The sequence below is a fragment of the Thiohalocapsa sp. ML1 genome (genome assembly GCF_001469165.1).
Lineage (GTDB): Bacteria > Pseudomonadota > Gammaproteobacteria > Chromatiales > Chromatiaceae > Thiohalocapsa.
In genome coordinates, this window is the sequence record NZ_JABX01000002.1 from 180,127 (window position 1) to 192,842 (window position 12,716).

Sequence of the window (12,716 nt, forward strand, 5' to 3'; positions counted from 1 at the left end):
ACGCGCACGAATTCAGGCTCACGGAAGGGGCGTAGGCGGGCGCCCGCTGCACACATTCAACACTCCCGCCGGATCGCGCCCGATGGCGCAACCGACCATTTGGAGGCTTCCCAATGCGGCGTCATGCAGGCTTCGCTGCCCGTCCGGCTGTCCCCGGCGACCCACCCGAATCATCACCCCGCGGCGCCGACCGCCGCGAGAGCGCCGCCCCGCGCCAGGCCGTCTGGATGCGGCTCCTGGCGGCGGGCATCGCCTTCGGCATCGTGCTGCTCGCGGGCTGCGAGCGCCCGGACAGCGTGCAATGGGGCCATCGCGGCTCGTCGATGATCCAGCTCTTCACGCCGAGTCGCGTGCGCGCGCTCGCGGACATCAACGCGATCCCGGAGCCGGAGCCGGATGATCCCTACGACCCGACCTTCCCGATGGCGACCGAGATCCACGAGAACGTCCAGGTGCTGACGGACCTGAATGCGCTCGAGCTCGCTCGGCTGATGAACGCGATGGTCACCTGGATCGCCCCCGAGGAGGGCTGTGCTTACTGTCACAACCCGGAGAACCTCGCCGACGACAGCAAGTACACCAAGCACGTGTCGCGACAAATGCTGAAGATGACGCGGGACATCAACGCAAACTGGTCGTCGCACGTTGCCGAGACCGGCGTCACCTGCTGGACCTGCCACCGCGGCCAGCCGGTGCCGTCCGACGTCTGGTTCACCGCCGCCGAGCCAAGGCGCCCGTCCGCCAATATCAGCGGCGCCAAGGCCGGCCAGAACACCGCCGGCATCCGCAACAACGGCAACACCTCGCTGCCGTTCGACCCGCTCACGGCCTTTCTGACCGACGACACCGAGATCGGCGTGCAGGGCTCTCAGGCGCTGCCCTACGGTAACCGCCAGTCCACCAAACAAACCGAGTGGACCTATGCGCTGATGATGTACATGTCCAACTCCCTCGGCGTGAACTGCACCTACTGCCACAACACCCGCGCCATGGGGGAATGGGACCAGAGCACGCCGCAGCGCGTCACCGCCTGGCACGGCATCCGCATGGTCCGCGCTATGAACCAGGAGCACCTGCAGCCGCTCCTGCCCCTGTATCCGGAGCATCGCCTGGGCCCCACCGGCGATGCACCCAAGGCCGCCTGCGCCACCTGCCACAAGGGCACGTACAAGCCCCTATACGGCGAGAGCATGCTGGCCGACTATCCGTCGCTGCAGGGCGTCTTGCCCGGCCGGTTCAGCCCGGACCCCACCGAAGGCGGGCTGATCCGCATCTCCACGGCACCCGAGGGCGCGACCATCGCCACCATGGAAGAGCGCACGCGCATGGCCGAGGCGATGCTGGCCATGGCCGCGGGCGCACCGGCTGCCGGGGCCGAGGCCGCACCGGCCGTCGCCCAAGCAGACGCGGCGGCAGCAGCCGCGGGCGCCGACACGGCGCAGCAGCTCGCTTCGGCCGACACAACCGACCCGGCGGAGGGCGCACCGGCCGACGCCGAGGACGCGGACGAGAGCGCCGAGGCAGAGGCCGTCGAGCCAACTATTGCGGACGTGCAGAAGGCCCACGCCAAGGCCATGACTCGGGCCGAGGGGCGCCTGCGCGCACTGCAGGCGCGCCTCGACCAGGAGCGCACGGCGCTGAACCAGCAGCTAGTGGTGGTCCGCAGGCAGCGTGACGCGGCGAAGGCCCCGCCCGCGGGCGGAGAGGCCGTCGCCACGCTCGCGCCGCTGACGCAAGGCGCAGCGGGCACGGCCGCGCCGAGCGCCATGCCGCTGCTGGCGCAGTCCGCGCGCACCGTGTCGACCGATGACATGACGGTCGGCGAGCTCGACCGGGCGCTCGGCGCGGTGCTCGGGCTGGTTGAGAAGCTCGGCGCCGTGCGCGCCCAACTGGACGCCGCGGCGGCACCGTCCGCAACGCTGCCGGCCGCCGCGCCAAGCGCACCGGACGCAACGCTGCTGCCCACCCCGAGCCAACCCGGCGATGCGGGCCATGGTGCGCAGCCGGGCGACCGGATCGAGCCGCAGCCGCCGACCAAGATCGAGGCCACCGCCAGGGGCTCCGGCGTTCAGCCCATGCCGCTGTACGCGCGCGTCGATCAGTCCCGAGTCGCGGCGGCCGCAGGGCGCGAGATCAACGCCATCGAGGCGCGCCTGGAGCAGCAGATCGGCGCCCTGGAGCAGCAGCTCGCGGTGGTCCGTGCCGAGCGTGACGCCGCGCTGCGGGCACTCACCGAAGCCGGCGCAGGCGCCGATGGCCCCACGCAGTCCGTAGACGCAGCCACGGGTCCCGAGCGGGATGCGGCCCTCGCCGCCGCGGAGTCGTCGCTGCGCACGATGAACGAGCGCCTCGAGCAGCAGACGCAGGCGCTGAGCGAGGAGATCGCGATCATCCGTGCGGAGCGCGACGCGGGGCACGCGGCGCTCGCCGCCGCCGAGGCGGAGCTGACCGCCATGGGCGCGCGGCTTGCGCAGCAGACCCATGCGCTGAACCAGCAACTGCACGTCGTGCGAAACCAGCGCGACGAGGCCGGGGAAGCGTTGCTGACCCGGGTGCCGGGCGACGCGCATCGCAAGGCGCTCGCCGCCGCCGAGGCCGAGCTCACCGCCATGGGCGCGCGGCTCGCGCAGCAGACCCATGCGCTGAACCAGCAGTTGCACGTGGTGCGCGACCAGCGCGACGACGCCGAGGGCGCCCTGCTGACCCGGGTGCCGGGCGACGAGCACCGCAAGGCGCTGGCCGCCGCCGAGGCCGAGCTGACCGCCATGGGCGCGCGGCTCGCGCAGCAGACCCATGCCCTGAACCAGCAACTGGAGGTGGTCCGCGGCCAGCGCGATGACGCCGAGCAGGAGGTGCTCGCGCGCATCCCCGGCAGCGAGCACCGCAGCGCGTTGGCCGCTGCCGAGTCCGCGCTCGCCGCCATGGGCGCGCGCCTGGAACAGCAGACCCACGCGCTCGGCCAGCAGCTCAGGCTGGTCCGCACACAGCGCGACGAGGCCCGGGAAGAGGTGCTGGCGCGCGTGCCGGCGAAGGAGCACACGGCCGCCATCGCCGCGCTGGAGGCACGCATCGATGCAATGCAGGCGCGGCTGGACCAGCAGACGCACGCGCTGAAGCAGCAGCTCGTCGTCGTCCGCGGGCAGCGCGACGGCAGCGCCGAGGACCCCGCCGCGCCCGCGGGCACGCGCGCGGCGCCGACGCCGCCTGCATCCCCGGCGGGGCCGGCCGCGGCAAGCGAGGCGCTGGCCGAGAGCGCCGCCGCCGTCGGCGGCGAGGTCACGGACACCGGCATCCGCGTCAACCTAGGCGGCGATCGACTCAGCTTCGCGAGCGGCAGCGCCACGCTGCCGACCGGCGAGTTGCCGGACCTGGACCGAACCGCCGAGCTGCTTGTGAGCCGGCCGGAGCTCACCGCCCGCATCGAAGGCCACACCGACAGCGTCGGCAGCGCCGCGCTGAACCTGTCCCTGTCGCAACAGCGCGCCGAAGCGGTGCGCGCGGCGCTGGTGGCACGCGGCATCGACCCGGCAAGGCTCACCGCCGTTGGCATCGGCCCCGACCGGCCCATCGCCGACAACGGCACGCCGCAGGGCCGCAGCCGGAACCGCCGCGTCGAGATCCTGCTGTCCTCCCAAGAGCAGGTTGCGGCGCAGACGGAGAATCAGGACAACTGACCTGAGCGCCCCGCCCCCGGGTACGCCGACTTCAGTCGGCTCCCTCCGGGGTCGGCGGACAACGGTCAGCCGGCCCCCCTCCTGGTGCAGCAGTCCGCAAATCCCGAGACCGTTTGCCCTCGTTGTGGTTGTCGTTGTCGTCATCGTTGTCGCCAGCAAGAGTCCACGGTAGACGATTACGACTACTACTACGACTACGACTACGACTACGACAACGACCCGAGACGCTTTCGGTTCTCTCGGGATTTCCGCGCCGAAGCACTAGCGGCTCTGCCGCTATCGCTATCGACGGTGAGCGATATCACACGACTCCCGAGTCGCAGGGCCGCCCTCCTCGGCCCTCGGCCCTCGGCCCTCTAAGCAGGCCTATTCCCCGCAGCGAACTTCGACCCGACGATTCAGCGAGCGGCCGGCCTCGTCGTCGTTGCTGGCGATGGGCGCCGCCTCTCCGCGCCCGACGGCGCTCAGGCGTGGCGCGGCAATGCCCCGCTCCACCAGCGCCGCCACCACCGCGGCGGCGCGCCGTTCGGACAAGGCCCGGTTGTAGGCGTCGCTGCCCTCACCGGAGGTGTGGCCCTCGATGGCGATGCGCGCGGCACCGGCCGAGCGCAGGCCATCCGCGAGCGCATCGAGCACCGGCGCGGACTCCGGGCGCAGCACATCCGAGTCGTAGTCGAAGCGCAGCGCATGGATGACGGCACCGCAGCCGAGCGCCGGCGGCGCAGGCGCCGCGCAGCGGGTGCCGGCATCCGTCACCGGCTCGCCGTCGTAGCGCCGAAACGGCGCCCCGTTGCTGGAGCGCACGCCGGCAAGGGCGCCATCGTGAACCATGAGCACGAACAGGCTCTCGATGCCGTCGTCCGGCGAGATGCCCCGGGCCCGCAGCACATTGCCGTCTACGGTACCTGCCAGATCACCGTTGGCGTCATAGCAGCCGGACACCACGGCGCCGTCCTGCGCGAGCGTCAGCTTGACCCCTTTGCCCTTCCACGCACCGCTGAAGGCGTCCGAGAGCGGCACCGACTCCTGCTCGCCGTTGCCGATGATCTCGCTGAATTCATAGAACATCGCGTCGCGCTGCACGTCGATGCCGCCGCCGAGCCGGAGCTTGACCCAGCGCACCGCGCGCGGCTCGGTCATCGTCAGCTCCGTGACCTCACCCTTGCCCGCGTGCGTCGCGAGGCTCGCGCTGCCGAGCGGCGCGAAGGGCCCATCCGGCCCCTCCGCGCTGCCGAGCACCTCGACCTCCCGCACAAAGGTCTGCGAAGGGCTCGGCGTCTCCAGCACGTTCGGCACCGCGAGCCGATCGAACGTCGTCGCCGCCGGCAGCCGATACACGAATTCCACCCGAGCATCCGCCGGCGCCCGGCTCGCGAAGACGAAGCCCTGCACATCGCCGTCGATCATCGCCAGCGCATGATCGTCGCGCACCTTGTAGGCCTCGCCGCCGAGGATCTGCACCGGCAGCGCACCCTGCGCAAAGCTGAGCAGGTCGGTGCGCGGATCGTCCGCGGCGCGAACGGCGCCTACCGCGCCGACGGCGAGCGGAATGCTGGCAAGCAGGCAGGCGATGTGCTGGGACTGTACGTGCATAGGGCGTCTCTCCGGCGCGGGTGCATACCTGCGTACCCTGACTTACCGGGCGCGCCGGCACAAGTAGCGTCGAGCGATCCGCGCACGCGGCTGGGCGAGCCGGACGGCGTCACCGACCTGCGCTTCGATCTGGTGCTCAAGGACCGCAGACGCCCGAACGGCGTATCAGTCGATGATCTCAGAGGCTGTGAAAAAACCGGCAGCCGAAAGAATCCGTCTCCGTAAGTCCCGGATTTATAAATGGAAATTTTCTGAGATGCCGGCGAGAAAAGGGTTTTTTCACAAACTCTCAGCTCGGGAGAGATCGAGGCGCTCTCGATGATCGGCGCCTTGATCATGGCGCGGGCCGGGCTCGACCTGGTGCTGGTGGACGAGCCGGAGCTGCACCTGCACCCCGCCTGGCATCGCGCGAAAATGGGGACAGACCACGTTTTCAATCGTCTGGCCAAAGGTACAACCCGAAAAACGTGGTCTGTCCCTGAGGTGTCCCCACAAAATCGCCTCCCACCCAACTGTTTATCCGGACAGTAGCGCATCGTGATGACTCGCGACCCATTGATCCGGCGGCCCGATGGCATCGGCGAGCGTCGCGACGGCCGCCTGACAGTGCGCCAACGTCAGCAGCAGCCTGGCGGAGGAAAATGGGGACAATTTTCGGGGCTCACCACCTTCAGGGCCGGCTTCACCCGTTACCTTTGCACCTCGCCTGCTTTCGTGCCTACGCATCGACGTGTCCGTTGCCGTCCACGCCGCAAGGCTCGATACTGGGCTCGCGGCTCACGATTACCCAGGCGGGACTTCCACCCGCTAGAACACGCGGCCTTGCCAGGCCGCACTGTCCCCTATTGTTCCTGTCCCCTATTGTTCCTGGCGCGGTGCCAGGGCCGCCAGTGCCCCCGCCTCTTGCTGCCGCCGCCAGGTCGTCAGGTGCGAGGAGTACAGCCCTTCCCGGCGCAGCAGGGCGCCGAGATCGCCCGGCTCGCAGCGATCGGCTTGCCGCAGGATCTCCAGCTTGTACTTGGCGCCGAAGCGCCGACGCTGCGCGCGCTCCACCACCTCCGGGTCCGGGGTGGACGCGGGCGCCCGCGACGCGGCCGCGGAGCCGACTTCGGTCGCCCTACGGGCTCCCTGCGTCGGCTCCGCGGCCGCGTCGCGCTGGGTCTCGTTCTGCGTGTCGGTCATTGGTGATTCTCCTTCCCGCCGCTACAGTAAATCGGCCAGGGGGAAATGTCTCACCTACATTGGCACAGAGGCCTGGCCGCGGAGGTGCTCGCCGATCAGTGCCCGCCGGAGCCGCTGCGTGCCGCCGCCTATCGCGCCGCGTTGGCGCTCGCGCGCACGCCGGACGACGTCGCGCAGCGCCGCGCCCTCGGGGCGGCGCACCCCGGGCTGCTCGCGGCGTTTCTCGGCCAGCAATAGACCCGCTGCCCCAGTGACCCCGCTGCCCGCGCCGGAAGCGAAGCGACGGCCCAGCAACGGGCGGTCGCAGCGGAGCCGCTTGCTAGGCGATTCATTGGTTTTGGGGCAGAAGCATGGTCTTTCCCCCGATTGTTAATGCTGACGGCATTTGCGTCCGGTGCGACTTCGCTAGCCTCCCGAGTGGGCGCCGCGTGGGATGGCAGCGCTGCGCATAACGATCAAGCCTGTCGATTGTTATATTTTGTTATGCTGCGCGCATGGACGTGACATGGACACCCAAGGCTCTGAAGCAGCTCAAGAAGTTGAACAACAAGCCGACGCAGTCGCGCATCCTGAGTGCCACCGCAGCGCTGGAGCGGTTCCCGGATGCCGCCAACGTGAAGGCGCTCACCGATCACCAGTACGGCTATCGGCTGCGGGTCGGCAACTATCGGGTGTTCTTCAACGTGCTGGCCGCCGTCAGCATCGTCAGCATCGAAGAGGTGAAGAAGCGCAATGAACGCACCTACTGAGTACCAGACCATTTTCCACGATGGACGGCCGGCGTATGTGCTGGTCCCGGTGGTGGACTGGGAGCGCATCAAACCCCTGTTGTCTGCGGCCCGTGCCGCCGACGGCATCCCGCAGGCCGTGGTCGAGGCCCACGTGTTGGGCGACGTGCCGCTGATCCGCGCCTGGCGCGAGCATCTCGGGCTGACGCAACAGGCCGTTGCCGATGCCGCCGGCATGGCGCAGCCCGCGTTGGCGCGGCTGGAGCGCGGCGAAGGCAACCCTCGGCCGGCAACGCTGGCGCGGTTGGCCGCGGCCATGGGCATCAACGCCGCGCAGTTCGCGGAGGAGAGGGAATAGGCGCGCGGTCCACCTGCACCAGCCGCATCGCCGGCATCGACCCCGGGGGCCACCGCATCAGCTCGACGGCGACGCCTCCGACGGCCCACCGCTACCGGCCTCAGCCCGTGGGCCGCATTCCTGCAAGCTGATCCGCGTCGTTCAGGTTCGCGAAGGGCCGATCGGCGTCATCGAAGCGCGCCGCCGCGACCCGCAGCCCCGCGAGCCAGCCGTGCACGCTGCGCCCGCCGGCGGCGAGTTAGGCGTCGAGGCTCCGGGCGAGGCGCGCCGGCAGCAGCGCGTGCGGAAGGGGCTGGCGCTCGGCATCGGCGGCCATGGCGAGCGGCCCTTGGAGGCCTTCGAGGCGATCGGCGACGACGCGCTCCGCGAGCGCGGCGGACTGCTCCGCATTGCCGTTGACGCCTCAAGTCGGTACGACAAGCCGCAGGGTTGCGGCACTGCGCCGACGCCGTACCTGACTGACGTCGAACCCGATCCGCTTCTGGCAGAACGAGTGGGCGCATCCGGATTCGGTCAGGAGCTGCAAGCATCGCTCCCGGTGCGCGATGTCGGACCCGCCCCTCGCACTTCGACCCGGGCCTTGGCCGACAGCTCGCGGCCGATCGCTCGCGATGATTGGTGGTACGTCCCCTATTTCTCCCCGTCCCCTATTTCTCCCCCGTCCCTTACTTCTCCCCGGGGATACTGGCCTAGATCATCGTGCGCAGCCGCGAGGTTTTTTCGACGCCTATTGAGCGGGGTCAGCTAAATGGTGACCCTGGCCCCTAGGGCCCTGCGCGTGCCCCACGCGAGCAAATTAAGTAAACTGTCCCGGGAACTCGTCCCCGGAACTCGAGTCCCCGGAACTCGAACTCGCAGTTTGGCGCCGGAGCTGGGCCGCTTGTTCTGCGTGTTCTATACGTACTCGAAGACTGGGGTCTCAATGACTCGGTCAGGACTCTTTCCACCCTTGATGAGTCTTTGAATGTGCTCGACCGTATCCGGCGAGAAGTACTCCTCTCCGGTCTCCTGGCAAACACGCGCCGGTACGTGTCGGACCATGTAGAGTTTCCCATCGTACTCAAGCGTGTAGGTCACCGTCGTCTCGACCATGGTTTCTTTCATGGATGCCTCTACATTCTCAGCTTATACTGATGCGATCATCAAACCACCGATCCCGGCCTGGCTCATAGATCGTGATGACCTTCAGTACTGGACGATTAGGGTAACTGCAGAGCACATGAAGCGCACGCCCCGAACTGGCGTAGCCGAGAACGAGGCAGCTCGGACCATACTTGTCATCAGGGTAATCCTCGACAATCTCGACCTTACCCAATAAGGCTTCTTCAAACTCGTTTACGCTGATGTCGCGACGAATGCTCTGATCCAACGCATGTCGGGAGAACTCGTAACACCGAGATCGGATCTTCTCTTGGATATCGTTAACGATCATCCCCGGAATCTACTTACCATGGCCGCTCAGCGCGAGCCTTTGCTGCCCAACGTCAACGTCGGCCTGCGCATGCTGTTGCGCCGCCCGCGTCAGCGGCGGCGAGGCACCATGCGGTCGGGCGGAGCCAATTGTTGGGCTTGATTGTGCTGGAAGTACGGAGCCGAGGCAACAAGTTACCGACCTTGCCAGGATGCTTGATTGCAAGACGTGACCCCGAGCTCCTTATTATTCAACGTCACGGGAAGTAAGCCGGCGCCTTGCCGTCGCTTAGGCAGATGTTTGCTTTGTTTGCCGCCTGGTTTCCCGGCGGTGCCGCAATATCTCTGCCATGCGACGGTTCGGCTCCCGGCTCCTCGCTGAACCGGACTTGGAGTGTTACACCATCCGGCTCCCGGCCCGAGCCTTTCGCCGTGGAACAGGGGGCGAGTCCAGCGCCCTGTCGACTCCGCGCGTGCGGCTTCCGCCGCAGCGCCGAGTGTGTCGCGCACCGCCACAGGGCGGGCACGCCGACGGCGTGAAACGCGCGAGCAGGGTTGTCACGGACAGAGTCCTCTCGGTGTAGGGCCGTGTTTCACCCGCGCATTATCTCGGGCCGCCACCCGCAATGCTGACCACGCATGACCGGGCGTCACAGCTCGTATGGGTGGCTCCGACTTCCACGCATCACCGCCCGTGTCCTCGCTTTTACGCTTGTTCGCGGGTGCCCGCTTCCCGCGGACCGATGCGCGGATCTCCCTGGTTACCGCGTGTTCTCGATCCCAATATCCACACGGTCAGGCTCGACACGGCCTCGGACCCCGGGGAGTATCCGTGCCGCTCGCCATGACGCGACACGGGTTGTTGCCTGCCGGGGGACAAACCCGTCGGCACTCCCGACTGTTCTTTTCGGGGCTCAACACCTTAAGGGTCGGCTTCACCCGTTACCTTTGCACCTCGCCTGCTTTCGTGCCTACGCAACGACGCGCCTGTTACCAGTCACGCCGCAAGGCTCGATACTGGGCTCGCGGCTCACGATTACTCAGGCGGGATTCACACTCGCTAGATCACGCGGCCTTGCCAGGCCGCACTGTCCCCGGAACTCGACCACTCGGTTTTCGGCTGCCGCAGGCCGAGGACCGCGCTCGGCTCGAATTCGGGCCAAACGGCGCGCGATCCCCGCTTCGGCCTGCCGCCGTCGCCGCAACGGCGACGAAGACAGCCGGTGGTGCGCCGGCCGCGGGTCCCCGCGGCCGGCGCACCACCGGCTTCATGGAAGATGTTTTCTATGCCCTCCCCGTGATTCCTCGACCCCGGGCTCGTCCAACGACCGGTTCAGATCGCGGCTCGCTTCGCTCGCGCGATCTAACCTTATTCGTTGGGCGTCTGTGCATTGGTTGCTCGCCGTTGTTGAACTCGGCCCATTATCCAATCGTCGTTGCGTTTAGGCGTTCGGCCGCCGACACCTCGGACATCAGTGCGGCAAGCCGCCCCACCCCGATTGGTCGCTGGCCATTCTTCTGCATCTTGCCAGCATGCTGCCAAGCTAGTGCGCCTGGGCCGTTGTAGATTTCAGAAACGGCGCCGTCTCCAGCAAGTTTCAGCACGATGAGATGCTCCGGCGCCGACCGAATGCCGACGACCGTCGCCTGGGTCGCCTTGATTTGAACCAAGCGCCCATCAGCCGCTGTTGCGTCGTGACCCTGAGCGGAGGCCGGAAGCAAATCGAGACCGTAACGGTGGGCAGCAAGAACCTCGCCAATGCTGCCAACCAAATGACCGTCGGGCGTAAACTTCCGCCCAGGAAAAAGCGCTTCGAGTTCCTGGACGATGCCGTAGAGCGAGCCCACGAGCCGCGGTATCTGGTCAATTGAGCTCACATCTCCCCCGCGTTGCGTTACTCCGCACGCCCAACGTCAAGGCTGGCGCGCCGCCCGTTGCCGCGCCGGAAGCGAAGCGACGGCGCGGCAACGGACGGTCGCAGCCGAGCCACTTGTTGGGCGATTCATTGGTTACGGGGAAAGAAACGTGGTCTGTCCCCTATTGTCTTTTTCAGGCTCCCGGCCCGAGCCTTTCGCCGTGGCACAGGGGAGCGAGTCCAGCGCCCTGTCGACTCCGCGCGTGCGGCTTCCGCCGCAGCGCCGAGTGTGTCGCGCACCGCCACAAGGGCGGGCACGCCAACGGCGTGAAACGCGCGAGCAAGGTTGTCACGGACAGAATCCTCTCGGTGTAGGGCCGTGTTTCACCCGCGCATTATCTCGGGCCGCCACCCGCAATGCTGACCACGCATTGCCGGGCGTCACAGCTCGTATGGGTGGCTCCGACTTCCACGCATCACTGCCCGCGTCCTCGCTTTTACACTTGTTCGCGGGTGCCCGCTTCCCGCGGACCGATGCGCGGATCTCCCTGGTTACCGCGTGTTCTCGATGTCAGGCTCGATACGGCCTCGGACCCCGGGGAGCACCCGTGCCGCTCGCCATGACGCGACACGGGTTGTTGCCTGCCGGGGGGACAAACCCGTCGGCACTCCCGACTGTTCTTTTCGGGGCTCAACACCTTAAGGGTCGGCTTCACCCGTTACCTTTGCACCTCGCCTGCGCATCAGCCGAAGCATCGACGCGCCTGTTACCAGTCACGCAGCAAGGCTCGATACTGGGCTCGCGGCTCACGATTACCCAGGCGGGATTCACACCCGCTAGATCACGCGGCCTTGCCAGGCCGCACTGTCCCCGGAACTCGACCACTCGGTTTTCGGCTGCCGCAGGCCGAGGACCGCGCTCGGCTCGAATTCGGGCCAAACGGCGCGCGATCCCCGCTTCGGCCTGCCGCCGGCGCCGCAACGGCGACGAAGAAAGCCGGTGGTGCGCCGGCCGCAGGTCCCCGCGGCCGGCGCACCACCGGCTGCATGGAAGATGTTTTCTATGCCCTCCCCGTGATTCCTCGACCCCGGGCTCGTCCAACGACCGGTTCAGATCGCGGCTCGCTTCGCTCGCGCGATCTAACCTTATTCGTTGGGCGTCTGTGCATTGGTTGCTCGCCGTTGTTGAACTCGGCCCATTATCCAATCGTCGTTGCGCTTAGGCGTTCGGCCGCCGACACCTCGGACATCAGTGCGGCAAGCCGCCCCACCCCGATTGGTCGCTGGCCATTCTTCTGCATCTTGCCAGCATGCTGCCAAGCTAGTGCGCCTGGGCCGTTGTAGATTTCAGAAACGGCGCCGTCTCCAGCAAGTTTCAGCACGATGAGATGCTCCGGCGCCGACCGAATGCCGACGACCGTCGCCTGGGTCGCCTTGATTTGAACCAAGCGCCCATCAGCCGCTGTTGCGTCGTGACCCTGAGCGGAGGCCGGAAGCAAATCGAGACCGTAACGGTGGGCAGCAAGAACCTCGCCAATGCTGCCAACCAAATGACCGTCGGGCGTAAACTTCCGCCCAGGAAAAAGCGCTTCGAGTTCCTGGACGATGCCGTAGAGCGAGCCCACGAGCCGCGGTATCTCGTCAATTGAGCTCACATCTCCCCCGCGTTGCGTTACTCCGCACGCCCAACGTCAAGGCTGGCGCGCCGCCCGTTGCCGCGCCGGAAGCGAAGCGACGGCGCGGCAACGGACGGTCGCAGCCGAGCCACTTGTTGGGCGATTCATTGGTTACGGGGAAAGAAACGTGGTCTGTCCCCTATTGTCTTAGTCTGTCCCCTATTGTCTTAACTGCGGCGACGCGCGAAGCGCCCGCCGCGGTTTGGCGTCGGGCTTGCGGGTTTGTTGGGCAAGCAGTA

At 67.5% G+C, this 12,716-nt stretch carries 10 protein-coding genes and 2 pseudogenes; 5 read left to right on the top strand and 7 right to left on the bottom strand.

The annotated features are described in order from the left end of the window. Positions 1-113 precede the first annotated feature (113 nt). Positions 114-3,674 (top strand): photosynthetic reaction center cytochrome PufC, encoded by a 3,561-nt coding sequence (gene pufC, locus ML01_RS26760; protein WP_156427512.1) that lies wholly within the window; start codon positions 114-116, stop codon positions 3,672-3,674. Positions 3,675-4,040: 366 nt separating this feature from the next. Here pufC and ML01_RS02095 read toward each other — a convergent pair whose 3' ends face one another. After that, positions 4,041-5,267, bottom strand: a complete 1,227-nt coding sequence (locus tag ML01_RS02095) for an OmpA family protein (protein WP_058553738.1) — start codon at positions 5,265-5,267, stop codon at positions 4,041-4,043. A gap of 294 nt (positions 5,268-5,561) precedes the next feature. Between ML01_RS02095 and ML01_RS31230 the strand changes: the two are divergent. Then, a pseudogene (locus tag ML01_RS31230) lies at positions 5,562-5,798 on the top strand (hypothetical protein); the annotation flags it as partial. On the opposite strand, the gene ML01_RS30965 reads toward ML01_RS31230, so the two are convergent. Both ML01_RS30965 and ML01_RS02100 read right to left on the bottom strand, forming a co-directional pair. Then, positions 5,784-5,918, bottom strand: a complete 135-nt coding sequence (locus ML01_RS30965) for a hypothetical protein (protein WP_256363608.1) — start codon at positions 5,916-5,918, stop codon at positions 5,784-5,786. The pseudogene ML01_RS31230 and the gene ML01_RS30965 sit on opposite strands and share 15 nt — an antisense overlap. A 216-nt stretch (positions 5,919-6,134) precedes the next feature. Further along, a pseudogene (locus tag ML01_RS02100) lies at positions 6,135-6,341 on the bottom strand (IS3 family transposase); the annotation flags it as partial. 153 nt (positions 6,342-6,494) lie between these two features. Between ML01_RS02100 and ML01_RS28305 the strand changes: the two are divergent. From ML01_RS28305 to ML01_RS02110, 3 genes are all read left to right on the top strand, one after another. After that, complete coding sequence (locus ML01_RS28305) at positions 6,495-6,686, top strand: hypothetical protein (RefSeq protein WP_156427513.1); 192 nt, start codon at positions 6,495-6,497, stop codon at positions 6,684-6,686. Between the two features lie 257 nt (positions 6,687-6,943). Then, complete coding sequence (locus ML01_RS02105) at positions 6,944-7,198, top strand: type II toxin-antitoxin system RelE/ParE family toxin (protein WP_058553740.1); 255 nt, start codon at positions 6,944-6,946, stop codon at positions 7,196-7,198. After that, on the top strand, positions 7,182-7,535 hold the full coding sequence (locus ML01_RS02110) for a helix-turn-helix domain-containing protein (protein ID WP_058553741.1): 354 nt from the start codon (positions 7,182-7,184) through the stop codon (positions 7,533-7,535). The genes ML01_RS02105 and ML01_RS02110 overlap by 17 nt, the downstream gene beginning before the upstream one ends. Before the next feature lie 894 nt (positions 7,536-8,429). Here the strand turns inward: ML01_RS02110 and ML01_RS02115 are convergent. The 4 genes from ML01_RS02115 to ML01_RS02125 form a co-directional block, all read right to left on the bottom strand. After that, positions 8,430-8,639, bottom strand: coding sequence for a type II toxin-antitoxin system MqsA family antitoxin (locus ML01_RS02115; RefSeq protein WP_058553742.1), 210 nt, complete (start codon positions 8,637-8,639; stop codon positions 8,430-8,432). A 16-nt stretch (positions 8,640-8,655) separates the two neighbouring features. Continuing rightward, positions 8,656-8,967, bottom strand: a complete 312-nt coding sequence (locus tag ML01_RS26770) for a DUF4258 domain-containing protein (RefSeq protein WP_256363609.1) — start codon at positions 8,965-8,967, stop codon at positions 8,656-8,658. A gap of 1,400 nt (positions 8,968-10,367) precedes the next feature. Continuing rightward, a complete protein-coding gene (locus ML01_RS02120; protein WP_254045106.1) occupies positions 10,368-10,793 on the bottom strand; it encodes a hypothetical protein in 426 nt (141 codons plus the stop codon). 1,207 nt (positions 10,794-12,000) lie between these two features. Beyond that, on the bottom strand, positions 12,001-12,426 hold the full coding sequence (locus tag ML01_RS02125) for a hypothetical protein (RefSeq protein ID WP_254045107.1): 426 nt from the start codon (positions 12,424-12,426) through the stop codon (positions 12,001-12,003). Positions 12,427-12,716 lie beyond the last annotated feature (290 nt).

Excerpts from the sequence above, each read along its gene's own strand:
- pufC (WP_156427512.1), top strand. The coding sequence starts at position 114 with ATGCGGCGTCATGCAGGCTTCGCTGCCCGTCCGGCTGTCCCCGGCGAC.
- ML01_RS02095 (WP_058553738.1), bottom strand. The coding sequence starts at position 5,267 with ATGCACGTACAGTCCCAGCACATCGCCTGCCTGCTTGCCAGCATTCCG.
- ML01_RS28305 (WP_156427513.1), top strand. The coding sequence starts at position 6,495 with ATGTCTCACCTACATTGGCACAGAGGCCTGGCCGCGGAGGTGCTCGCC.
- ML01_RS02105 (WP_058553740.1), top strand. The coding sequence starts at position 6,944 with ATGGACGTGACATGGACACCCAAGGCTCTGAAGCAGCTCAAGAAGTTG.
- ML01_RS02110 (WP_058553741.1), top strand. The coding sequence starts at position 7,182 with ATGAACGCACCTACTGAGTACCAGACCATTTTCCACGATGGACGGCCG.
- ML01_RS02115 (WP_058553742.1), bottom strand. The coding sequence starts at position 8,639 with ATGAAAGAAACCATGGTCGAGACGACGGTGACCTACACGCTTGAGTAC.
- ML01_RS26770 (WP_256363609.1), bottom strand. The coding sequence starts at position 8,967 with ATGATCGTTAACGATATCCAAGAGAAGATCCGATCTCGGTGTTACGAG.